The following is a 23,374-nucleotide window of genomic DNA, read 5'->3' as shown; positions in this document are numbered from 1 at the left end:
ATGCTCAAAAAACGCGCTATTCCCATTGTCAAGACCTATAACAAAGAAGAAATGACTCAAAAAAACGCAGTTACCTGTCCCCCGATATACTCGTCACCATTTATGGCTCCAGCATGAAGACAAAATCACTCCATCAAGGCACAGACTGGGTCAATAACCTAAGGTCAAGCATCACCATCCTGGTCATAGCCCATCACGCTGCTTTAGCTTATACCACCTTTGCCAGTTTTGACAAGACCGCCTATATCCGCTCCACACATGCCATCGTGGATGTACAGCGATGGAAAGGATTGGATGTTTTTGTCAACTTCAATGATATCTTTTTCATGTCCCTCATGTTCCTGATCGGCGGGCTGTTCCTATCGGGCAGCATTGATAAGAAAGGCCCCTGGCGTTTCATCAGGGACAGGTTCTACCGGCTTTTTCTACCTTTCTTCTTTGGTGGAACATTACTCATGCTCATCGCCTATTTCCCGTCCTATTATATTGCCCATAACTCGTTAAACGTAACAGATTACATTCAGGACTTTTTCACTGTCGAAAACTGGCCAGTCGGCCCGCCCTGGTTTATCTGGGTGTTGTTTTTGTTTAACCTGGTCTTTGCAGTTACGTATCGCTTTCTTCACAACTTTTATACATACCTGGCAGACAAGCTCAACAACGTAAAAAAGGGCATTGTGCTGTTCCTCGTTTTTTATCTTGTTACATGGATATTGTACGTCCCGTTGGCTCATAATGTCGGCGCCGGCACCTGGACCGGAGTTGGCCCTTTTGATTTTCAGCTCAGCCGGCTACTACTCTATTTCGGTTATTTTATGCTGGGAGTAATTCTTGGCATAGGGCGCTTTAACGCCCATCTGTTCGCCGCTGAATCGGGTATTGCAAGACAATGGAAAACCTGGGTGTTCTTTGCCTTGCTTACATTCCTCTTCCTGACCATACTTACGGAATATAACATTCTCAGGGACCTGGTCGTATCTGGGAAACTAAAGGAATTTACCGCGTGGATGATATATTTTTCGATCTATACCGCTTCCTGTGTGTTGAGCACTATAGCATTTATGACAACTTACAGGAAGATGGTGAACAGCACCGGTCGCATATGGACATCCTTAAACCATAATGCCTACCTGATTTACCTGATCCATTTTGTGTTTGTCACCTGGTTGCAGTTTGCGCTACTGCCCGTGGAAGCGGGGGCGTCGGTCAAGTTTATGGTGGTGTTTGTTGTTTCGTTTTTTTTAAGTTGGGGGGCTGCAGTTTTGCTGAGGAGGGTGAGGTTTTTGGGTAGGTTTGTATGATCTCGACACTAGTACCAGGAACAAGTTGGTTCAGCATGGCACTCCTGGCCACTCCAATCAAATGTCATAAGATCATATCGATATTAACTATTCGCATAAATATTGTATTTCCCCAATCAATTCCTATTTTTTTGAAACCAAGATATATGGCTAATCCGAAGAAACCAACTATACTTATAGCTCCGTATAGAAAAAAGAAAACCTTTCTTCTTTCTCTCGCTGACTCTGTTACCTCCAACCACTCTTTTTCTATTACTTTGACAGAATAGCTCTTCCGATACATATACCTTATATAGGTGACTACCTGAAAGAAGATGAACAATACAACAGCGATAAGTTTACCAATTTTCCCTTTAGGATTAACTATGGATTGAATCAACATAACTACAGTCAGCACATTCATTGCTTGCATTCCCCCTACTATTGCAGCGGCAGTTGATTTCGCACTTCTTTCGTTGAAGTGTGCATAGACCTTGTAAAGCAGGTAATATAGAAAATCAAAAATAACATTGATCACAACTACGTTTGAGAACGTAAAAAGGAATGCTGCAGAAATTGATATGCTTTCAACCTTTCATTGCAACAGCAGCAGAAGCAAAAAATCCGTATGGAATGAAAACGGTCGTCTTCCCCTACTTTAAAGGGAGTGGCACTCTAAATAATATGCATATCTCTTAAAATCCAGCTTTTCGCCTAATAACTCCTCAAGCTTTTCTTTCTGCAGCTCACCTACTGGATAAACCATATAATACATTGGATCATCAGCATATGCTTCCCAAAGCTCCCGCAATAAAGCTAAATCAATGTCTACGGCATATTCATCAATAAATTTCTCTCCTTGCTTTTCATAATAAGCAATAACTCTTTCGATATTCGACATACTTCTGTTTAATAATTCACTATTTTACAACGAACGTGGCTCTTCGATCATATTCTCGTTCAAATAATGATAGACAAAATAACTTCTTGTGTCATATCGGGAGCTTTACTAAGTTACAAACCATACATTAAGATATCCACCCCGACAATCCCCAGAAACCTAACTCATGCTTTGCTAGCAACACACCATCTTCATATTCTTCAAAGTAATCCATGCATATGCCCATACGCTTATCAAGTGATAAGACGCACAAAGAATCCCCATCCAGTCCTATTATATCGGCGTATTTATATAATGCTGTTTTTACATTGACTTTACACACTCCGCAAGTATCGCTTTTGCTTGTAATAAGATACCAAAATTCGTCCTCAATAAGTTTGCATAGCATATCTATATCTATCCTAAGGTGATCTTGTTGATCTCCTTTATATTTTTTGCAGAGGTTTTTGGGAATTGATCTATATGAATCCAGAAAATTGGAAATAATTACATCAGAATCTTCCATATCCAGGAAGTCGCCATCATTAAAGGTCACATCAAATATCACTGACAACTCCTGCTTATACCTAACAATATCCAGCTTCCGACGATTCTTTCTGATCAAATAATCCAGTTTACGCATTTCAATACGATTTGAAATCACCACTTCAATTTACACATCAATATCCTCAAAAAAATACTCTCCCTTTTTCTTATAGTAATGAATATAGCATTTTTTTACCCTAATTCCTTTTCGAAACATCCTAACCTCCATTGCCGATATTTTATTATTTCCGGAGGACAAAAATACATCCAGACAAATAGCCGCTACTTCATAATCTCCATTGGAAAGCCCCTGGTCAATCGCTTTCTCCAATAGGCCTGATACTTCCACTGACTGCGGGTGATCATTCTCCAAAAACACTCCCATTGGCCTTACATCACCTGCTCGGTTAAACGCAGCCCCGAAAGGATAAAACTCATCTGCATCTTCTAAAAAAACTTCTGCTTGTTTCTTCAGGATCCCAATAAGATTTTCGATATTATGATCCATTGTTAGAATGCTTCATCTAAAAAAATACTACTCGCAAATAAAATACTTTTCATCACAATTGATACATATTTCCATAAGGCCCTCCATTTGATGCCGGTGGCAATAAGGGCATTCTATCAATATAGAATTACATATAGAACACTCTCAAACCGTTGTTTTCCTTTTAAGTCCAAATTTGATCAGCAGGGATCTAAAGGAATAAAACTTTATTCCTCCGAAAAATGAAATACCTAAAACACTGATTTGAGGACAATACTTTTTCAAGTCGTATTTTCTAAATACCTGATCTTTGCAACATACTTTGCAGTGCCCATTAAACGCCATTTCTCACTTATTTTTCGCGGAATTAATTCAATATCTGTGTAGAGAACCGATGTGACGATCAATCTATCGCAAAAATTTCTACGTCCTCAGCGATTATTTTTATTAAACTCCCAGTAGAGAACGCCTCTATTACATAACAAGAAGATTGTGTTTCATCAAAGGCATCAACCTTCATTCCCCTCCGATATAATCCAGAATACTGAATCTGGATTCATTCTCTTTGACAAGACATTCACAATCTCATATTGATGATTTATATCTTCCAGGTGATCCCCGAGCGCATACCCTCCTTCCTTGAAGCACTCCAAAACAGTCATAAACAGTAGATCTAAACTGTCATATATTTTTCCCAATCCATCAAATCTAAACTCATCAGGGGAAAAATAATAGACGCCATTATCCTCGCTCCTGCAATTCACTAGCAAATAATCTCTATTCCCATTCCAAAAAACCGGCAAATATCCTTCCGGCCAGGAACCGTATTCTTTGCATTCCTCATCATATAATTCCAGCGCCTGATCCAGGGATACCAATATAAACCCAGGAAAAAAATACTGAAGACCTAAATGATCTTCGTTCATTGAAGTGCCATCTACAATTTTATATACTTCAACAAGCTGCTTCGTGGCAATCAGCCCCTCTCCTTCCAGCTTATATTGCAAGACTTTTCCGGATTCGCCTTCCCGAAGAAGCTTTGTTACCGGAGCCTTAATACTGCGTAAGTAATCAATCAGATTGTATAAAGATTCCATTTAAAGTATTGTCCACATATTGTTCCTGAAAACGATAGCCGAAGGTTGCCTAATTTATAGTTGCTATACATGATCTCCAGCGAAGACGGATAACAACCCGATTGGGCATTTACATAAGCCTGTCCGTTCATTGACACATCATTCCAGGCTTGCGTGTTGGCATCTGACTGACTGATGAGCGATGTGTAGGCCCCTTCATCTTAGACCTATTTTATTAAGGACACCACATTCTTGCTGATATTACCGGCAATCTTCACTTTTGGATGGCCTAAGAATTATCAAGTCAATTAAGACAAAAGGACCAAACTAAAAAAAATCCTTAGTTACTCACAAGGCTGTATCTCTCCTACATAATTGTAGCAAAATTGCCTGATGATATGATTATTTTGGTCCCTGATTAATTTCAATCGGTTAAAACTGTCATATTCGTAGTAAGTCGTCCGCCCACTTGGATCCGTCATACTCGTTACTCCAATATCAGGCTTATATGTATAGCTTGTAATCATAGCATCTGGCAAATGCTGTCGCAAATTTTGCAGTTCTAATCTAAGTTGTGAGTCGCTAGAAGGGTTACTCAAAATGCTCTGGTTTATATATTGAAGTACAGTGCTATGATCAGCATTTACAATTGTGGCGACTGGGTATCTTCCATCATATCCCCAGAGATAGGTTTCCTTAACCTCGTTGATCTTTCTTTGCTCCAGAAGTCTCCCCCGAGAATCGTATTGCAGGAACTCGACCTCCCGGTTTAACGGCATGTTATATTGGCTCTGCAGGATGGAAGAGGGATAAATTTGATTATTGGACGGAGATAGCAAAAAGTAATTTGCAATAGTTCGTTTGAGGGCGTTGTTTATTGCTAGTTCCTCCTTGACCGGTAAATCAATCCTGTTGTTCGCTTTAAGTGCATTTAACAAAGTAATCTGGCTTGCATCCCAGCTTGGTAGTTCGCTTACATCGTTTACATACCACTTGCGCTCTTCCTTTGTTTCCCCCTTACTGGTTGTGGTCGAAATCTTTTTTACTAAGAGCGTTTCCGGATCATAAGTATAGACCTTTGTTGAGAAAATGCTATTCACGCCGCCCTGATCGTACATTGTATCCTGAACCTGTGTTAATTTCTTTACCCCGGGATATATATCGTATTGCTGATAATATACACCATTATTGCTGCAGATAACCGGATCACTGGGATGGAAATATTTCTGATAGGCTGCCCCTACCCGTATAGTATCGCTTACAAAGTTTTGGTAGGTATATACTTCTTTTTTGATCAGTTTGTATGTGTTGTTACTCACGGAAAAATCTCTTTTCATCCGGAGTTCGGTGCTTTGCCATTCGTCTCGTCTGTTTATTTGTACTGGTGAATTGGGTACGTGTGTGTTATTGAGTCCACCGATAAAATAGGAGTAAACAGATTTTCCAGAATTCTGTCCAACGGTTGCTTTTCCGATATATTCTGTTACCTCGGGATAAAGTACAGCAACTCCGTTATCAAAAATCATATTGTAAAATGGTGTTGAATTAAAGATGGATATCTTCTTGGGGACGCTTGTCATATTGTCAGTTATCTGATACATATAATCAGATGAATTGGGAAAATACTTTACATGTCCTGCGCCATTTTCATTCTGACCGTACACATAAGACCGGATAATAGAATCTTGTCCAATTCCACTGGTGTAGGAAATCTTCTTAATTCTGTATCCTCCACCCTTAAAAATACTATTATAGTCGGGGCCAAGGAATCGGTTTTTTTCAAATTCAAAGGAAGCGCTCCCTCCGGTTGGATAAGTTATTTTTTTTATCAATGGAATTGGCGGACTGTATTGGGATTCATTTTCGTTGTACCTGTCCAACTGCTTATATCCTAAAATTGCCATCACGCTTCCAGACTGACTTGCTCCCCATTGTGGTCCAGAGGATGTTTCAACAAGGTCAGTCCATTTGTAGTTGTTGATCATGTAAGCCATTTTAGGCATCGTGTAATGGGTATTGTTATCGGGAAAGCCAAACATATCCTTATTCATATTTGTGGTGATGGGAAGCATGTCATTTCCTGAATAATCAATTTTGTATCGTTGTCGTGTTATGCCGTTTCCGTCTGCAACTACTACTGAATCAAGCAGATTCCGGTAATCTATGTGGTATAAGGCCATACTTCCCGCATAGTTGAAATTGGATGCTTTACGCTGCCCAAAATTTATTTCTTTAAGTAGTTCATAAGCTCCGTTTCGCAACGTGAAGACTGAAATTTTCTTACATGTAGTGCTATCATAATTTAACTGCACTTTCCCACCTCGATATTTAACAGCGGTCAACAGCCACTCATCAATCCGGTTGTTCGTCAAGACTTCATCATCTGGCATATCTGCTGCATCGTTCGAAAATGTGGCCCCTGTTCTGCAAACATAGTTTTCAATATCATGCCTTACGGGATATTGATGGCAGTACGTTGATTGGCTTATCCTGTCATAATAACAAACGGTTTCCTGGGTATATCCTACTTCGCTTTGCCAGCTACATACTGCATCCAGATCGGCGCAAAACGGTCGGCAGGTAGCCCATTTGACAAACTGGGGGTTGTAGAATTCGTTCAGATTTACATCAAAGGCATCGTACATTTCGGTTATGTTGGGCAGCCAGCTGCTGTTTCCAACAATGGCCCTCATCGGCTCCCAGGCGGGAATCCCACTTTGACAGTTGGCTCCGGTGTACATGCTTCGATAAATTTGAGGTTGGTAAGATGTGTTACCCGGATACTCAATTATCCTCCACTGAGCATTATAATGTTGTACATCCCATGTAGCTTTTGCTCCGTACTGAAATTCAATGGTATCGGTTTTGTCATAGGAAATGATTTCTGTCAGTTTCCAACTTGTAATTTCACCAAATGGAGTTTGAAAGGGCCATCCTTTTGCACTCCTTTCAATAACTTGCGGAGAGCCACTTGCGGAATATCTGCCAAATTTGTAAATAGTACCATCGGTATCAATAATCTGGAAGATATCATTCGACGGACGTGTGATACTAATTTTTCCGGGTACAGAAAAGCTTCCGTCTCTGCGATATAAAAAACGGCCGGAACCCGAGAGCAGGCTATAGTAAAAATCGTCAGGTTGCTCATCATTGTACTCCCTCACAAGCGTCAACAGATAATTGCAGTCGTTCCAATGCCCAAACAGCGGGTTAGGTTGAATGAATCCTCTGTTAATATCGTCAGGCACTCCTATGATGGATCTCGTAACCCCCATATTAGGTGATAATGTCCAGCCCCAACCAATTGTCCCTGTTAATTCTCCCGACTTTAGTTTTCCGGGATGATATGACAGATTGAAAGGAATTCTCCCCATTTTCGTATCTATGTCAAATAGCGGTAGTTCAATCTGAGGAACTCCAGAGATAAAGTCTACCGGATAATTCTGATACATTGAGATGGAAGAAGCTTCCGGAGAAACCGGTGTAATTTTTGACACCGCTGCCGTATAATTCGTTTGGGCAAATGATTGCGTCGCGAAGAGAGAAAGCGTAAGAAAAAACAATCTCTGATAGGTTACAAATTTCATATGAGTGTATTGGGGAATTTCTTTATGATTTCCAAGTGAAAATAAATATAAATAAATGAATAAAGCAAGTAATGCTAAAAAGGATTAACAGGTGAAGCATTAAGCCCACCAAATCGCATTTATAAGTTGGTATTCCAAGTTTGATTAATAGACAACGCAGATAACATTGGCTTTTCTAAGTTATGGAAATCATGACTTTGGTTGACAGTTTTTATCTTGTCAATCAAATGTCTATATATGAGTCCAAAGGAACTATCAGATATTCGTAGAAAGCTTAGAATAATTCAACATGGTCAGGAGTCGGGGAATGTATCAAAAACCTGTCGATACTTTGGTATATCCAGGGAAACTTACTATAAATGGAAGAAAGACTATGAAAGTGAGGGGGAACGCGCCTTAATTAATAGTAAACCCTGTCCTGAAAATCCGAAGCTGCGTATTGCAGCTGATATTGAAGCTCAGATTATACACCTAAGAACTACCTACCATTTGGGGCAATTGCGAATATCATGGTACATGAAACGTTACCATGATATTGCTGTTTCTCCTGCGGGCGTATATAATGTTCTTAAAAGAAACGGGCTGAATAAATTGCCACAAAATCAGCGGAAGAGATCCATGGAACAATTTAAAAGATACGAAAAACAGGTGCCGGGACATAGAATCCAGGTTGATATTAAATTTTTATCTTTTACTGATAAGTCTTCTGGGAAGGAAATTAAGCGCTTCCAATACACAGCAATTGATGACGCATCAAGAGCTCGGGCTCTGAAAATATATAGTAAGCATAATCAAAACTGCGCAATTCAGTTTGTAGACTATATACGGAGCAAATTCCCATTCCGGATTCATACTATTCAAACTGATAACGGGCACGAATTTCAGGCGCAATTTCATTGGCATTGCGAAGACTTGGGCATTCGGCATGTTTACATTAAGAAAGCTAGTCCACATTTAAATGGCAAAGTAGAGCGGTCCCATTTGACCGATCAACAAGAGTTTTACCAACTGCTTGATTACACAGATGACATCGACATCAATAAGAAATTGCAGGAGTGGGAAAACTTCTATAACTGCCATAGGCCTAATGCTGCGCTAAAGGGCAAAACACCCTACGAAATACTTAAAGAACGACTACAATCTAAAACGTAGCCATTGTTTGAAACCCCTGCCGGGATGGGGCAAGGGGAATGGCGCGGCAGCAGCGCCTTCCCCTTAAAACAGATTAAAATCCGGTTCAAAATGTATATTTGCTCTGTCAACCGTAGTCCTAGTATTCACATCTAAGTCTCAATAACGTTATAGTTACCCTCATTTGCAAAGTAACTTGGCAAATCTTCTAAAACAGAAACGGATTTTATAACATCCTGCTCCAAAAAAATATCGAATTCATTGCCTTTATTTATTTGATTGCAAACCGGGCATATATCCGATTCAAGTATTCCATACACTTTAACTTTTAGTAACCCAGGCACTCCGATATCATTACCTCCCCATTTCACAACATCTCCTATTCGATATCGTAATTGCCAGGTATTTCCAAATTTAAATTGAATTTTGCCTTCATATTTATTTCCACAGCTTGTGCATGGAATTTCTGCTAATAATATATTAAATGAACCCATATCGCTTTTTTAAAATCCGATAGTTGTAATACCAATTGAATTCATAAAGTTAGTAAACTTCCTATCTACAGTTATAACAGCAGCATTGTTATTAATAGCGCCTCCAAGTATCATAGCATCATTTTTACCCAATGCACGCCCCATACTCGCTGCCTGCTTTTGTAAGGCTGCTGCTTGACTGGCAGACCCTCCGTTTTTACTAATTGTTGCTCCAATTTCCGTCATAAAACTCCCTAACTCACTCTTACTCCCAAAAGCAAGATATTCTTTTGCTGCTGTTATTGAAACTATTGGTGTATTGTCTCCAATAGCTGCCTTTACAGCATCTTTTTTCCCTTCCTTAATTGCTGCAGTAATGGCATTGTTATCAAGACTAACAAATGATCTTTCTAATGCCTTTGCTGCTCCCATTTCAGCCTTACCACCTGGAATAAAAGCAATCGCGACCTCCATTCCTGCTTGAACCCTAGATTTGTCTTCTGTAAACCCGCTTTCATAACTTTTCCCAACTGCAGTCTCCGCAACCGAAACTAATGGATTAATATACATATTAACGCCATCAACAACTTCATTTAGAGAACCCCAAAGATATTGTGCACCAAATTCGATTGAGGTCTTGATATCCTTTGGCCTAGTAAGATCACGTACTTTACCAGTTACAAGCCCTTGAAGTTTGACGGGATCATCGGGGCCATAAGGCAAATCACCCAATAAATCACTGTAGCTTATTGGGTTATTATAGTTGGATACATAGGGACTCCACATTTCCATACTCTCAATCTTGGGATCAACCTGCCACCATCTGCCAATCTGTGGATCCAACTCTCTAAACTTCGCATCATAATCCTCCAATCCTAAATCCCCAATCTTCTCAATGCCGTTGTATTTAAACCGGTTCTCCAGTTTCCCCACTGCTTTAGCACTAATCCCCGCCATCGTCAACCCAAACGGATAATAATGCGTCTCCTCCAACACCGGCCCCGGCAAACTCATCACCATCACCTCATCAAAGTAAACATCCTGCGGCGTCTCATTGCTCGTGTAAACATACAAAAATCCGCTCTTTTGGATCACCATCTTGTCCTGCCCCAACGCCTGTACCTCATCCGGCTGTGCCTGCACCTGCCGCACACCGCTGTTCTCATCCACCATATTGAAACGGTCATCGAACAGCACAAAGTTCAGGTAGGCCTTCGGCCGCTGCCCATTCGCGTCTTTGCCCGGGTCCTGTTCCTTCAGCCGCTGGTAGTCGTTGTTGAAAAAACCGGTGCTGAACGGGGAAGCATTGCCGCTGAGGGCCGATGTTTTGTCTGCTGCGCTCGCGCCACCGGGGGCGAATGCCCGCACCAGCGCTGCCGCCATGTCCGCCGCTGGCGCCAGCGGCTGTTTCCGGTCAACCGGACCGGTGGATTTGTAAAACGCTTTGGCGCCGATCGCGATCGTGTCGCCGGCCATTACCCGCAGCACCAGCGAGGGGCCGATCTTCTTGTCCGGGTCATTGCCGTTGAGCTTTGCCACAAATTCATTCTTGCTGGTGGTCTTTTCCTCTTCCGGGTAACCGGAGGGCCGCGCGCTGCGGCTCGCATCGATATTGCTGAACAACGCATTCTCTTTGGCGGCGCTTTCCGTTTCCATGCTCGCCATGTACATCGAAAAGTCCGTCTGCTCCGTCAGCACCAGCCGCACATTGCCCAAGTGATCCTTTTCAAAGTAATCGTAGTGGTAGGTCAACGGCTGACCGGTTTGGAACACCGCCCGGATACGGCCCTCCTCATGGCTTACGAACTGCAGGGTATCCCGCTCGTACACCAGCCCGCCCATGTAGTCCGTGGTGGTGATCTTCGCCGGGGACACCGTCTGGTCGGTCACCGTCTTGCGCAGTTTTGCTCCCGTGGCGTCATAGGTATAGGCGATCGTGCCCTTCCCCGTGATCGTGATCAGCTGCGGCAGGTTCAGGTGGTTGTACGTGATCGAGGCGATATCCTTATTCTTGTCCTGTTTCAGGTTACCGTTCCCGTCGTACGTGTAGTCGAAGTCCGTTGCGGGGGAGGCATTGTTGGAGCTGTTGTTGGCGGCGGGTTCTTTGAAGTCGCCCAGCGTCGTGCTGATATCGTTCACACTGTCCCGCACGAAGCGCAGCTGGTTGGTGTTCGTGGTGTACTCATACCGTAGCTGGTCGATCACGGCGGGAACATTGTTCTTGTGCCCGCTCTGCTTCATCTTCAGGATGTTGCCGTTGGCGTCATAGTTCACATGCGGCACCGAGAAGTCCATCACATTGCTCTGCCAGCTCCCGTAGCTGGTGGTGCTGTTCTGCTGGGTGAACTGGGCCGATTGCAGCCGGTTGCTCATATCGTAGCGGTAACCGTAGGAGCGCTGGTATTTGTCTGTTCCGCTCTTCCATCTGATCCCCGCGATGTTGCCGTTGTACTGGTTCTCCGTATAGCCATGGTCATAGCTCAGCTCCTGGCCGAACCAGCGGCCGGTGCCAGTGGGGGACAGCACAAAATCCTTGTTGATGCTCTTCAGCCAGCCCCGGATGTTGTATTCATAGGCCAGCTGGTCGATATAGGTCGTGCCGTTATCGGCTGAGCCGAGCTTTTTGGTTTTCAGCTGTCCCAGCTCGTCATATTCCATTTTGGCCACGATCCGTTCCAGTGTGGTATTGTCATTGAGCTGTTTGCGCACTTCCATCAGCCGCCCGGCATGGTCGTACTGGTGTTTGGTCAGTACCCGGGTGGCGGGGATCGTGCCGCTGGCCGGGTTTTTATGGTGGTGGTAGCTGCTCAGCACTTTCCCTGAGAAATCGTACCGGGTGGTGACCACCTCTTCCCCATGCTGCAGGTTGTCGGACAGGGTCTGGATCACCCGGCCTTTGGCATCGTACCGCAGGGTGGTGGTCAGCCACTGGTCAGTTCCCAGCACCCGTACTCTCGTCCCGGTCACCATACCCCGGGTCATGGTGCTGGCGATCAGCGGCTCGGGGTATTGGGCGGCTACCCGGGGCAGTTTGCCGGTGTCGGCCGAAACGTAGGCCTTGGCCCCGGTGTAGGTATAATCATCGTAGTACGTATAGGTCAGCGGCTGATAGCCGCTGATATCAGGCAAAGGGTTGGTTACCGTCACCGTGGTGGTACCGGTGGTCAGCGTGGGGTCGATCTCGGCCAGGAACTCCGCCCCGGTCTCGCTCTCGAAGCCATCCTGGAAGGTGATGCTGTTGCGGGCCTTGTAGCTGGTGATGCCCGCTTCCCGCTGGCCCAGCACCAGGTCCGTTGGGCCCGGCACCGCATAACTCTGGCTGCTGCTGCCGGTGGCCGTGTTCATCGTGGTCTGCAGCTGGTCTCTTGTGGCATTGGAGGGATACAGGGCCGTCATCACCGGCCGGTTCAGCCCGTCATAGAAGGTCACCAGCCATTCCCTCGTGGGCGCTTTGGCCCGCTGGGCGGAGTCCTGGGTGAACACCAGCCGGTCACGGTTGTCATAGACCATTTGCACCGGCCCTGCGCCGGGCACCCGTTTTTCGATCATCCGCTGCCGGTGGTCGTACTGGTACTGGAAACAGAGACCTGCCGCTACCGTGGACACGTTCCAGTTGCTGTTGATCCGCTCTACCGCCAGCGGCGGGATCACGAAGCGCAGGTTGTTCAGATCGTCATACACGTAATAGGTGCAGAGCCAGCCTGCATGGGCCGTACCCGGACTGGCGGCCAGTTGTACTTTTTTCAGCACCACCTGTCCTTCCTTGTCCTTGTACTCCACTACCTTGCCGCCCCGCTCGTCTGTGGTCACATTCTTGTAGAGCTGTCCTGCCCCATAGGTGGCCGTGGAGGTCGGGATCGTGCCGGAGGCCGGCATCGTCCAGATCCGCACCGAGTCCGCTGCGGTGTTGACCAGGTAGTCCATTTTCACCGGGCGGTTGCCACCTTCCTTGGCCCAGCTGTTGCCGGGGGCGTAGGTACTCAGCACCCGGTTCAGGGGTGAGGCTTCATAGTCCGTCCGGCTGTAGTATATCGTGTCCCCCATCAACCCGGGGTGCAGTGATGTTTTATTATTGTAAAAAGCCGCCTGTCCGGCGAAAGGCGAGGTCTTGAACAGCCCATCGCTCATATTGCCGCTCTGCGGCACATAAGGCAAATATTGGAACTGTTCCCGCCCGAAGGCGTCATACACCACCGGCGCCACCAGGTCGCGCCCGGCAGGGCTGATGCCTTTGCTCACCGTTTGCAAGGGGCGGCCAAGGCCATCGAAGTATTGGGTGGCTTGTTTTACATCGGCTATCGGGTTGGCGGTGGAGATCACCGCAACAGGGTCGGTCATCGGCTTGCTGGGTTCCCAGGTGCGGATGTAGTTGAGCGTCGGGTTCGTATAGGCGGAGGGCTGCGTTACCGGGGTAGCCGAAGGGCGCGCGGGGCCGCCGGGCGTTTGGGCGCTAAGTATAAAAGGACTGCACAAACAGATCAAAAGTACTTTAGAGATAAAAAGGGTAAATCGCATATCAATGATTTAAATGCATTCGAGATTCCACCAATCCGTTTCCACCATCTATTCAAACAACTATTGGCCGGACGTAGCCTGGTATTTATAATCTATCGTCTTCAGAATATTGTTGTCGATATCTTTTATCATGATGAGCCTGTTTAAAGCATCATACAGATAGTAAGAGATCGCATTATTCGGATCAGCCACAGTAGTAACACCAATCCCCATATCATACGTATAGGTAGTCATCCGGGCTGTTTCAGGATATAACCTGAGCTCATCGATCGCAACAGATGTCTGAGGAATTACCACCTGGGCCACGTTGGATATTTTATGTTCATAATACGTCCAGCCCCTTGCAGTTCTACCTTTAACCGGAGAACCCTGAGTGCCGGCTATGGTCAACGCATTGCTGCTTGTTGTCCAGTACGAAACAGTATAAACCTGGCTGGCGGCCAGCCCTGATTTGCTCACATTGCCATTAGCCAGAGAATAATATTTCTTCCCGGTAATCCCCCCGGTAACCCGGGCGGTGCTGCCAACAGTCCAGTTACCTGTACCATCCGATTCAAAAGATGTGTATGCTATCTGACCGCTAAAAGTATTCACAACTTCGGCCACAGGGTACTCTCCTTTATAATCCCAGATGTACGACTGTACGACATTATCTGTCATCTTTTGCTCAAGGATATTGCCCTGTGCATTATATAATTTGAACTCAATTCTGGGTTCGGGCACATTATTTCCGGTAGAACTTTTGATCGTGTCCCTGTTGATCTGACTACCTGACTGTTTATAACCGGTTAATGTAGTTGTAAGCAGCATCTCTGATGCTCCGCTGGATTTATACTCCCTTTGCTCCAATACAGGACTAAGAATGTTCTTTGTCGTCATAGCTGCCGGAACTGTACCGGTAACATCTTGCGGATATTTCATCCTGGAAATTTTCCCTTCCCCTTTGCTATTCAAAACCGAAAGCTCGGTTAAATAAAGATGCCACGGATTCTGGTACTTGTAATTAGTTACTGTTACGACAGAATCTAAAGGTGAGGAAGAGTTAAAGACGACTTTTGTTTCCTTCGTTTTTTTGACAGACCCGGTTTTTATCATGTAGTTGTAAAAGGAGAAATAACCTTGTCCAGGCAGGCTCACGGAAGGTTCCGGACCGGTAGGATCGGTAGCACAGTCGCCCAGTTTTACAAATTGCTTGTATTGTTTGATCTGTATCGCACTTTCCTGTCTCAGATTATACTTTTCGTACTCATACCTGGTTTGGGTAACCGGGATAAATTGCCCCGAAGCATTTCTGTATGTCGTTTCCTCCATCAACTCTCCCTGGTTCCAGGCTTTGTTAATAGAGCCGTAATTGCCGCTGTTGATAAACTCATCAGGAGCATCATCGGGGTCCTCTATAATATTATATGCATAAACAGTTTTCCCCTTGTTGTTTAATAGCGAGCCATCGTAATGTGCAACGGATGAATATAAAATCGGTGAGCCCATATAAGTCAGGGGATTATACTTGGATATGCCAAGAAATTTCCGCTGCCAACTTGTTACGTCATTCAAGCAATAAACCTGGCTGGGATTGAAGTAAGCATAAACAACATCTTCATAATTTCTGTAGAAATTCTCTTCATTGAACATTTTGATTCCCAGCCCATTTTCATTAGCTCCGTATTTGAACGTTTGTTCATTAGCCACTGCAGCAGCGTCACCAGTATAATTTTTGATTGATTTGATCCTTAGCCCGCCACCTATTTTTTGCACCTGTTGGTTTTGATTCTCGTTCCAATTAAGGTATGTGGAAATGGTCACTTCATATTGGCCATATATTTCGTGTTTGATAGAATAACTGCGGCCATTTACGAGCATAACTACCGGTTCCAGGGTAAGTGGCACCGTCAGGTCTCCGGTATGTGTCCATATTTGGGAGGAGTTGGTCGTAAGGTCAGTGAAGATGACACGCTGCGTTTCGCCCATTTCGGTGTTTCCCATATTGGATGCTGAAAAATTGATGGTCAACTTTGTGTAGATATGTGGCGGATTAACAGATGCATTGCCCGCATTTTGAGGGTAACTGAAATTCTGGGTACTGGTGCTCAATGTAAATTTATTGATGCCATGCGTCACATTGCTTTTCGAAACCAGCTGCTGTACATATTCCTCCGACATATATTGATGAGGTTCGTATTCGAATATGGTATGCCCACCGGCAGGGTAGGTAACTTTATTCAGGATACCTGCCTGCATATGTATGGCAGAGGGCGCTCTATTTGCTCCCCCGATCGTCCAGGACTCAGCAGGGTTGAGGAACGCATTGCCATAGGACAAGCCATTGGCAAACGAAACACTATTAATATCCGAAGCATTAACGGTGGTAGCCGGGATAAGAGTTGAGTTCCCTGCCCCATTATAGAACCCCCAATAATCCATACTGAAAGAGTGATAATGGGGTAACGGTGTGGCATCGTATCCGAATGTATACACCTTCTTCAATGTGGTATCAATACCGGTCTCTGTAAAGCCTGTCAGGCGCAGACGATAGAAATCCCACCTGTCCATAAACGAAGGGGAGAGAAAATAGTCATGATGGAAGATTATTTTTTTAGTGAGCTGGTTCTCTGCATTATAGACTACCATCTCATCAAGCGCATAACAGGATGAAGGAATATTATCAACGTCTTTTCGAAGGGTATTCCTGTTAAACTGGACATAGCCATTTCTGAAAATGATCTTACGGAGGAGCAATTCATTGTATAATGAAGTGCCGTTTATCACTTCCGTTGGCCCATATACCAATGAAGGGAGCCCCCCGGGAGATGATGACCCGGACTTTCCTTTTCCAATCGGGAATACTTCCTGCCTGATAGGGTCTTGCAGAATATTGGTTATATACTCAAACCGTATGGTATCAGTATAATCTGCCGAAACAATAGAAGTCAGATACCAGGAGCTGATCGTATTCCTTTGCACAGACATATCCGATATCGTATTGGAGGTTTGATCGAAGGTGTAGATATTCCCATTGTCATCAACGATCCTGAACAGCGCCCTATCAGTCACATATTTTTGTATTTTAATCGGGTCGAAAGGGATAGTCATGAAAGTATCGGCCTTTGAATAGATGAACTTCCCGGATTTCCCGCCAAGATTGTACATAAAGAGATCTGGCTCCAGATCGTAACCTGGGTTGCTATACAACTGCATGGTATAAAAATTATTGATCCCATACAGGGTCTGCATTGATGGAGGGGTGTAATTGAAGTAACCGTAAGTCCCATCATCCGGTGCCCCATACACCGTTCTTGTAATAGTGCCGCCAGCCATGATACTCCAGCCAAGCCCCACATCCGTCGCCTTTTGATTTACCTGGATGCCGGAAGCGTGGTATGACAGTATGACTGGCAATTGCAATTTCCCGGAACGGACTTCGTATAACGGGAATTTGATGTCAGGAATGCCCGTAAGATATCCGACCGGAAACGCCCCGTATTTACCCAGTTCTGCGGAGTTTGGCGGAGGGGGTATGAGGGATTCAAGATTCAGCTTTTGTTGCGCACACACAGGGGCCGCGAATAAAATCATGATGATCAGGTTCTTTGCAAGAAATCTCATGAAAGGTCAATTAATAAATAGTCAGGTAAAATGGGATAACGCCAGCGGTTCGGGTGCGCTTTTATGAGGAAAATAAAATCATAGGTAAGATTTAAAACGGTTAAGAAACGAACAGATATTTCACATCACTCGGTAAGTTAACAATATTTCAGCTATTATAAAACGTTCATTCAGAAAAAAATCAATTCATCGCCACCTCCAAATAAGGAATACTATGCACATACGCCTTCGTCACCACTTCCACCCGCACTTTTGTCAGGCCACGGTGAATAAATCCCAGCTTCTTCGCAGCGGCCTGCGTAAGGTCAACAATGCGTCGGTTGGCATGATGCAAACGGTCGGTGACTTTCACCACCACCCAACGGTTATTACGGATATTGGTCACTTTGATATAGGTGCCGAGCGGCAGGGTGTTATGTGCGGCCGTCATCGCCGTATTATCGAATATCGCTCCGCTGGCTGTCTTCCGGCCGTGGAATTTCTGGGCGTAATAACTGGCTATACCGGTTTTGGGCGCTACGGTCTGCGCCGCCGCCGGAAGAATGCCTGCTACCACTAACAACAATATGATCGCTACTTTTTTCATGACGCCGCATATTGGCAAATTCCATTCCAGTATTTGTTAATGGACTGTATCGAACTAATAATCAACTACTTACTCTATCACAATCTCGCTGAGGGACTGACTATTGATGAACCCGGGGTCCGTAAGGGTACTGAGAAAGAAATACAGGTGCCGCTTCTCGTCCTCCGTTAGCGGAATACCGTTCTGTACCAGCGGATCAATGGTGGGGGTTTGCTCAACGCCTTCTGAATAATGATCAAACACATTATAAATATCATAAAATCTCCCGTCATGCATATAAGGCGGACTTTTCATGATATTGCGGAGCGATGGTACTTTGAATTTGAGGTAGTCCGCTGTGTTATTGGTAATGCGCATCCTCCCGGCATCATTCAACGCGGGATTATAAGGCAGGCCGTTATTGCGGAAAGTGCCATCGGTGAACAACGGCTCCTTGTGGCAGGAGGCGCATTTCTGCTGAAAGACCTGGTAGCCTTGTTCTTCTTCGTAAGTGAATGTTACGCCCGGTGCATTCCGTTTCACACTGTCGTATTTCGAGTTGTAGGAGTTCATGGTGACCATGAACTGCGTGATGGCGCGGAATAATCTCTGGCTGTTGATCTCCCCTTCTCCGAAGGCGGCATTAAAAAGACTGCGGTATTTCGCATCGGCATTCAGGCGGGCGATCAGCACGGCCAGGTCCTCTCCCATCTCATCGGGATCGGTGATGGGGGTGAGCGGCTGTATCTCCAGATGGTTCACACCGCCATCCCACATGAAATCCTTTTGCCAGATGAGGTTGAACAAGCCTGGCACGGAACGGATACCGGTGCGGTTGTCGATACCATGGCTTAGCGGATGATCGAAATGGGCGAAAGCGGCGAACTGCTGGTGGCAGAAACCGCAGGATATGGTGCTGTCGCGGGACAGGCGGGGATCATAGAACAATCGCCGTCCCAGGGCTATGCCTTCCACGGTAAGCGGGTTCTGCGAGATATCATACACCGGCTCGGGAAAATCCGGTGGTAGTTCCAGCTGAAACGGCTGCGGCCCGGGTGAAGCCCCCGGGTTCCTTCTGCAGCTCCAGATCAGCAGGAAGGCACAGGCGATATAAATGCATCTTTTGATCACAGGTCGGTTACACTGGTGATGCGGAACATGTTGCGATAGTTGGCGGCGATCTTTGCGGCGTCCTCTCCCGGCACATGTATCGTGGACGTGTTGGCAAAGCTGATGGGAAAGGGCTGGCTGAACCATACATCGGCATCTGCAACGATCTCCAGCTGCGGCAGGCGGCCTGCGGCAACAGTGAGACTGATAGGCGCGGTCAGCAGTACTTCCTGGATAGCGCTATGCTCTTTGCGAAACCCTCCGATGTGGAACGTCAACCTGTTCTCCGTGGCGGCTGATACCGGCGAATAACCTTCCAGCTTCGCCATGATGTACCCGCTGTTCCAGCTCCAGAACATCCCTTTCACAGGGTCCAGCGCACCGGTTTGCGCACCGCTGACGTTACGGATACTGTCCACCCCGATCAGGAATCTCATCGCCCGGTACTCTCCCTTCGGCGCTGCCAGCCGTATCGTCCGCGATGTTTCATCACCCTCATCTACCAGGAAGTATTCCACCGGCAGCGGCACTTCGCTGTTATCCATTTTTACGAGGGAAAAATTGCTGAGGTAATATTTGAATGCGCTGATGGTAAAATCCTCTCCCGCCGCATTCTGATAGGTTACCGTATTCAGGGTCAGGGGCTGGTTGCCCACAGCATTCCGGAAAGTCAGTTCCATAGTACCTTGTTCTACCGTATCCTTTTTACAGGCAGCGAATACAAACAAGCAGATGATCAGGAGATAGCGCGGTTTCATATCGGTGGTTTCTCCTCTGAAGTTACAACAAAAAACGCTGTAAAACCTTGCGGCCTTACAGCGTTCGCTATTGAAAATGAATGTATTCCTTTACTGCGCTCTCGCCAGTTTGTATCCTTTCGTACCGAACCACAGCACCACGGCAAAGCACACCAGCGGCACGAGGTAAGCCATCTGGATATTCGATGCATCCGAGATCAGCCCCATCAGCGGGGGACAGATAGCGCCGCCCACGATCGCCATCACCAGCATGGAAGAACCGAGTTTGGTATGGCCGCCGCCAAGCCCCTGCAGGCCCAGGGAAAAGATGGTCGGGAACATGATGGACATAAAGAACGGAACGGCCAGCACGGCCCATACCGCCACATCTCCTTTCACCGTCATGGCGATGCCGATCAATACCAGGTTCAATAATGCGTACAGCGATAACAGCACCTGCGGCTTCATGAACCGCATGAGGAAAGTGCCTACGAACCGCCCGATCATGAAACCAAGACCGGCCACCGCGCCCAGGAGATAAGCGGCATCTTTCTCCGGCATGCCACCGGCATATTTCGCAAAGCGGATAAAGAAAGCGTTGACACCTACCTGTGCGCCCACGTAAAAGAACTGGGTAACGATCGCGGCGATCAGGTGCCGGTGTTTGAAAATACTGCCTTCCTGTGCGGGATTTCCGCCACTCTCTTCCTCCTTCACATCGGGCATTTTTGTAAAGATGAATAACACCGCTACCAGCAACACAACGATGCCGATGATCATGTAAGGCATTTTTACCGCGGCGGCTTCCGTAGCCAGATACTGCTGCAATTCAGCTGCGGGCATGGCATTCATCTGCGCTTCCGTGTATTCCGTTCCGGAGAGGATGAACTTTGCACCGATCACCGGGCCGATGAATGCACCCACCCCGTTAAAGCACTGCGCGAGGTTCAGCCGGAAAGTAGCGGTATCCGGACTGCCCAGAATGGTCACATAAGGATTGGCGGCCGTTTCCAGGAAGGTTAATCCTGATGCAATGATGAACAACGCCACCAGGAAGAACATGTACTGCCCTGAATTGGCGGCGGGAATGAACAGGAAAGCCCCGATGGCATACAATAGCAAACCCAGTATGATGCCCGACTTGAAGCCGAACCGCTTCATGATATATCCCGCAGGCAGCGCCAGCAGAAAATAAGCCACGAATATCGCGGAATCGATGAAGGACGATTGCGTGTCCGTCAGCCGGCAGGCCTTTTTCAGATGCGGTATCAATATCGGGCTGAGGTTGTGCACCAGCGCCCACAAAAAGAACAGGCTGGTAACGAGAATAAAGGGGAATAGATACTTCCCGGCTTTGTTCCCGGCGGAAGTGTACGTGGTCGTGGAAGCTGCGCCGCCTGCCATATGGATTGCTTTATAGGTGAATGATGATGTATCAGCTGATGGACCGGTCGAGATGCGTATAACCGCCATCCACATACACGATCTGGCCGGTGGTGTGGGATGAGCGGGAAGACAGCAGGAACACCGTCATCCCGGCGATTTCTTCAGACGTGGTCATCCTTTGCTCCAGCGGTATTTTGGATACGATGGATGCCAGTTTTTCCTTCGGGTTGGGGAGGGACTGTATCCAGGTTTCATACAGCGGCGTCCATACCTCCGCAGGGATCACCGTGTTCACCCTTACAGAAAACGGCAGTAGCTCCACCGCCCATTCACGCGTCAATGCATTGATAGCGCCTTTGGACGCGGCATAACCGGATGTATTGCCTTGACCGGTGGTGGCTACTTTGGAACCGATGTTCACAATATTGCCTTTTACCGCTTTCAGGTAAGGCAGTGCATAATGCGCAAGGTTGTAGTAATGCGAAAGATTTTGCTGCAACGATGCCATGAACTTTTCCGGATCACCGCTTTCCAGCCCTACGCCGTCATTGGCCCCGGCATTATTGACCAGCGCATCTATCCGCCCATACTCCTTTACCGTGGCGTCGATCACTTTTTTACAATCCTCCACTTTCCCCAGCTCCGCCGTAACGCCGGTGGCCTTGCCACCAGCCTGGCGTATAGCCGATACCGTTTTTTCATTATCTGCCGCATTACGGCCTGCGATCACCACAATACCGCCTTCCGCGGCAATGAGTTTCGAGATCGCTTCACCGATACCTTTGGCGCCGCCGGTGACGATCACTACTTTATCCTGTAATCCGAGATCCATATGTAGAATTTAAACGAGTTTATAAAATGATGCTGCATTGCCGCCCATGATCTGCGCCTGCTCGGCGGCGGATAAATGCGCGATATGATCCGTCACCAGTTTTTTCATTTCAGGGTAATCTGCCGCAAGGAGGCATACCGGCCAGTCCGAACCATACATCAGCCTGTCCGCCCCAAAGGCTTCCAGCGCTACATCGAGGTAGGGTGAAAAGTCTTCCTGCTTCCAGTTTTGCATATCCGCTTCCGTTACCATCCCGCTCAGCTTGCAATACACATGATCATGCTGCGCCATTGCGCGGATATCTTCCTCCCATCCTTTCACTTCACCTTTACGGATATACGGCTTTGCCAGATGATCGATCACGAAACGCTGACCGGGAAACTTTTGTACGAACGCCAAAGCCGCAGGTAACTGATGCGGGAAGATGAGGATATCGTACGTGAGATCGTATGCAGCCAGCGCTTTGATGCCGCGGCAGAAATCTTCCCCTTGCAAAAACGCCGGATCGGCTTCTCCCTGTACGATATGCCGGAACCCTCTCAGCAGCGGATACTGTGCATAATGCTGTACCCGCTCTTCCACGGAAGGCGACCGGAGGTCCACCCATCCTACCACACCTTTAATGAAGGTATTTTCTTCCGCGAGCTGCAACAAGAAATCCGTTTCCGCCTCGCTCTGGTCCGCCTGCACGGCCACACATCCGTCTATCCCGTTCGCTTCCAGCACCGGCGCAAGGTCCGCCGGCAGGAAGTTTTTGCGGATAACGCTCATATCTTCCGTGATCCAGGCATCCCGTTCAGGATCGAATATCCAGAAATGCTGGTGCGCATCTATTGTCATAACGTAAATATCTTGTCCATTAACACCCATTTCTCACCGGGTTTGGCTACGGGTATGGCCTGCTGGTATGTCCACATCAGTTCTTCCCATTCCTGCACTTTGGGATTGGCGGCGTCCATAGCGGATTTGCGCTCGAAAGAAAAGCTGCCGTCCACTTCCATGATCATGAACATCCGGTTACCGGCGCGATAGATCTCCAGCGCGGTGATCCCTGCGGTACGGATGCTTTCCTGAATCTCCGGCCATACATTGCGGTGATACGCTTCGTATTCCGCAATCAGTGTCTGATCGTCTTTCAGATCGAGTGCAAGGCAATATCTCTTCAT

General features: G+C 46.5%; 18 protein-coding genes and 1 pseudogene. 2 read left to right on the top strand and 17 right to left on the bottom strand.

All coding sequences use genetic code 11. The features are described 5' to 3' along the window. The first annotated feature begins 113 nt into the window (after positions 1–113). The gene (locus tag FW415_RS09745; RefSeq protein ID WP_148384248.1) at positions 114–1,301 is read left to right on the top strand and encodes an acyltransferase; all 1,188 of its coding nucleotides are present in this window, start codon (positions 114–116) and stop codon (positions 1,299–1,301) included. Positions 1,302–1,365: 64 nt separating this feature from the next. Here the strand turns inward: FW415_RS09745 and FW415_RS09740 are convergent, their stop codons facing one another. The 7 genes and pseudogenes from FW415_RS09740 to FW415_RS09715 form a co-directional block, all read right to left on the bottom strand. Then, a complete protein-coding gene (locus FW415_RS09740; protein WP_148384246.1) occupies positions 1,366–1,818 on the bottom strand; it encodes a hypothetical protein in 453 nt (150 codons plus the stop codon). A gap of 120 nt (positions 1,819–1,938) precedes the next feature. Next, complete coding sequence (locus FW415_RS09735; protein WP_148384244.1) at positions 1,939–2,181, bottom strand: hypothetical protein; 243 nt, start codon at positions 2,179–2,181, stop codon at positions 1,939–1,941. Positions 2,182–2,308: 127 nt separating this feature from the next. Further along, positions 2,309–2,803: a hypothetical protein gene (locus FW415_RS09730; RefSeq protein ID WP_148384242.1), complete on the bottom strand. Its 495-nt coding sequence runs from the start codon at positions 2,801–2,803 to the stop codon at positions 2,309–2,311. A 30-nt stretch (positions 2,804–2,833) separates the two neighbouring features. Continuing rightward, positions 2,834–3,214 carry a hypothetical protein gene (locus FW415_RS09725; RefSeq protein ID WP_148384240.1) on the bottom strand — a complete coding sequence of 127 codons (381 nt, stop codon included), beginning with the start codon at positions 3,212–3,214 and terminating at the stop codon, positions 2,834–2,836. A gap of 488 nt (positions 3,215–3,702) precedes the next feature. Continuing rightward, complete coding sequence (locus FW415_RS09720; protein WP_148384238.1) at positions 3,703–4,290, bottom strand: SMI1/KNR4 family protein; 588 nt, start codon at positions 4,288–4,290, stop codon at positions 3,703–3,705. Further along, positions 4,269–4,475: pseudogene (locus FW415_RS25745) on the bottom strand (DUF5977 domain-containing protein); the annotation flags it as partial. The gene FW415_RS09720 and the pseudogene FW415_RS25745, both read right to left, overlap by 22 nt. Positions 4,476–4,613: 138 nt before the next feature. After that, positions 4,614–7,856, bottom strand: a complete 3,243-nt coding sequence (locus tag FW415_RS09715; RefSeq protein ID WP_148384236.1) for an RHS repeat domain-containing protein — start codon at positions 7,854–7,856, stop codon at positions 4,614–4,616. Positions 7,857–8,093: 237 nt separating this feature from the next. On the opposite strand from FW415_RS09715, the gene FW415_RS09710 reads away from it, so the two are divergent. Beyond that, positions 8,094–9,008: an IS481 family transposase gene (locus FW415_RS09710; RefSeq protein ID WP_148384234.1), complete on the top strand. Its 915-nt coding sequence runs from the start codon at positions 8,094–8,096 to the stop codon at positions 9,006–9,008. 131 nt (positions 9,009–9,139) lie between these two features. Here FW415_RS09710 and FW415_RS09705 read toward each other — a convergent pair whose 3' ends face one another. From FW415_RS09705 to FW415_RS09660, 10 genes are all read right to left on the bottom strand, one after another. Beyond that, positions 9,140–9,481: a hypothetical protein gene (locus tag FW415_RS09705; RefSeq protein WP_148384232.1), complete on the bottom strand. Its 342-nt coding sequence runs from the start codon at positions 9,479–9,481 to the stop codon at positions 9,140–9,142. Positions 9,482–9,490: 9 nt separating this feature from the next. Continuing rightward, entirely contained in the window at positions 9,491–13,975 is a 4,485-nt protein-coding gene (locus FW415_RS09700; protein ID WP_148384230.1) for a DUF6443 domain-containing protein, read from the bottom strand. A gap of 60 nt (positions 13,976–14,035) precedes the next feature. Further along, the gene (locus FW415_RS09695) at positions 14,036–17,578 is read right to left on the bottom strand and encodes a hypothetical protein (protein ID WP_148384228.1); all 3,543 of its coding nucleotides are present in this window, start codon (positions 17,576–17,578) and stop codon (positions 14,036–14,038) included. 181 nt (positions 17,579–17,759) lie between these two features. Next, complete coding sequence (locus tag FW415_RS09690) at positions 17,760–18,164, bottom strand: septal ring lytic transglycosylase RlpA family protein (RefSeq protein WP_148384226.1); 405 nt, start codon at positions 18,162–18,164, stop codon at positions 17,760–17,762. A gap of 69 nt (positions 18,165–18,233) precedes the next feature. After that, positions 18,234–19,274, bottom strand: coding sequence for a cytochrome-c peroxidase (locus FW415_RS09685; protein ID WP_148384225.1), 1,041 nt, complete (start codon positions 19,272–19,274; stop codon positions 18,234–18,236). Beyond that, on the bottom strand, positions 19,271–20,011 hold the full coding sequence (locus FW415_RS09680; protein ID WP_148384223.1) for an MbnP family protein: 741 nt from the start codon (positions 20,009–20,011) through the stop codon (positions 19,271–19,273). The genes FW415_RS09685 and FW415_RS09680 overlap by 4 nt, the downstream gene beginning before the upstream one ends. A gap of 90 nt (positions 20,012–20,101) precedes the next feature. Next, complete coding sequence (gene fucP, locus FW415_RS09675) at positions 20,102–21,394, bottom strand: L-fucose:H+ symporter permease (protein WP_148384221.1); 1,293 nt, start codon at positions 21,392–21,394, stop codon at positions 20,102–20,104. A 31-nt stretch (positions 21,395–21,425) separates the two neighbouring features. After that, positions 21,426–22,208, bottom strand: coding sequence for an SDR family oxidoreductase (locus FW415_RS09670; protein WP_148384219.1), 783 nt, complete (start codon positions 22,206–22,208; stop codon positions 21,426–21,428). A 9-nt stretch (positions 22,209–22,217) separates the two neighbouring features. Next, positions 22,218–23,048, bottom strand: coding sequence for an amidohydrolase (locus tag FW415_RS09665; RefSeq protein ID WP_148384217.1), 831 nt, complete (start codon positions 23,046–23,048; stop codon positions 22,218–22,220). Further along, positions 23,045–23,374: an L-rhamnose mutarotase gene (locus tag FW415_RS09660; RefSeq protein ID WP_148384215.1), complete on the bottom strand. Its 330-nt coding sequence runs from the start codon at positions 23,372–23,374 to the stop codon at positions 23,045–23,047. The genes FW415_RS09665 and FW415_RS09660 overlap by 4 nt, the downstream gene beginning before the upstream one ends.

Source organism: Chitinophaga sp. XS-30 (assembly GCF_008086345.1).
Lineage (GTDB): Bacteria > Bacteroidota > Bacteroidia > Chitinophagales > Chitinophagaceae > Chitinophaga.
Note: the sequence above shows the minus strand (reverse complement) of the source record. Positions and strands in the feature narration are given on the sequence as shown.

Excerpts from the sequence above, each read along its gene's own strand:
- FW415_RS09660 (WP_148384215.1), bottom strand. The coding sequence starts at position 23,374 with ATGAAGAGATATTGCCTTGCACTCGATCTGAAAGACGATCAGACACTG.
- FW415_RS09735 (WP_148384244.1), bottom strand. The coding sequence starts at position 2,181 with ATGTCGAATATCGAAAGAGTTATTGCTTATTATGAAAAGCAAGGAGAG.
- FW415_RS09695 (WP_148384228.1), bottom strand. The coding sequence starts at position 17,578 with ATGAGATTTCTTGCAAAGAACCTGATCATCATGATTTTATTCGCGGCC.
- FW415_RS09670 (WP_148384219.1), bottom strand. The coding sequence starts at position 22,208 with ATGGATCTCGGATTACAGGATAAAGTAGTGATCGTCACCGGCGGCGCC.
- FW415_RS09730 (WP_148384242.1), bottom strand. The coding sequence starts at position 2,803 with ATGCGTAAACTGGATTATTTGATCAGAAAGAATCGTCGGAAGCTGGAT.
- FW415_RS09720 (WP_148384238.1), bottom strand. The coding sequence starts at position 4,290 with ATGGAATCTTTATACAATCTGATTGATTACTTACGCAGTATTAAGGCT.
- FW415_RS09745 (WP_148384248.1), top strand. The coding sequence starts at position 114 with ATGAAGACAAAATCACTCCATCAAGGCACAGACTGGGTCAATAACCTA.
- FW415_RS09715 (WP_148384236.1), bottom strand. The coding sequence starts at position 7,856 with ATGAAATTTGTAACCTATCAGAGATTGTTTTTTCTTACGCTTTCTCTC.
- FW415_RS09680 (WP_148384223.1), bottom strand. The coding sequence starts at position 20,011 with ATGAAACCGCGCTATCTCCTGATCATCTGCTTGTTTGTATTCGCTGCC.
- FW415_RS09705 (WP_148384232.1), bottom strand. The coding sequence starts at position 9,481 with ATGGGTTCATTTAATATATTATTAGCAGAAATTCCATGCACAAGCTGT.
- FW415_RS09665 (WP_148384217.1), bottom strand. The coding sequence starts at position 23,048 with ATGACAATAGATGCGCACCAGCATTTCTGGATATTCGATCCTGAACGG.
- FW415_RS09700 (WP_148384230.1), bottom strand. The coding sequence starts at position 13,975 with ATGCGATTTACCCTTTTTATCTCTAAAGTACTTTTGATCTGTTTGTGC.
- FW415_RS09710 (WP_148384234.1), top strand. The coding sequence starts at position 8,094 with ATGAGTCCAAAGGAACTATCAGATATTCGTAGAAAGCTTAGAATAATT.
- fucP (WP_148384221.1), bottom strand. The coding sequence starts at position 21,394 with ATGGCAGGCGGCGCAGCTTCCACGACCACGTACACTTCCGCCGGGAAC.
- FW415_RS09690 (WP_148384226.1), bottom strand. The coding sequence starts at position 18,164 with ATGAAAAAAGTAGCGATCATATTGTTGTTAGTGGTAGCAGGCATTCTT.
- FW415_RS09725 (WP_148384240.1), bottom strand. The coding sequence starts at position 3,214 with ATGGATCATAATATCGAAAATCTTATTGGGATCCTGAAGAAACAAGCA.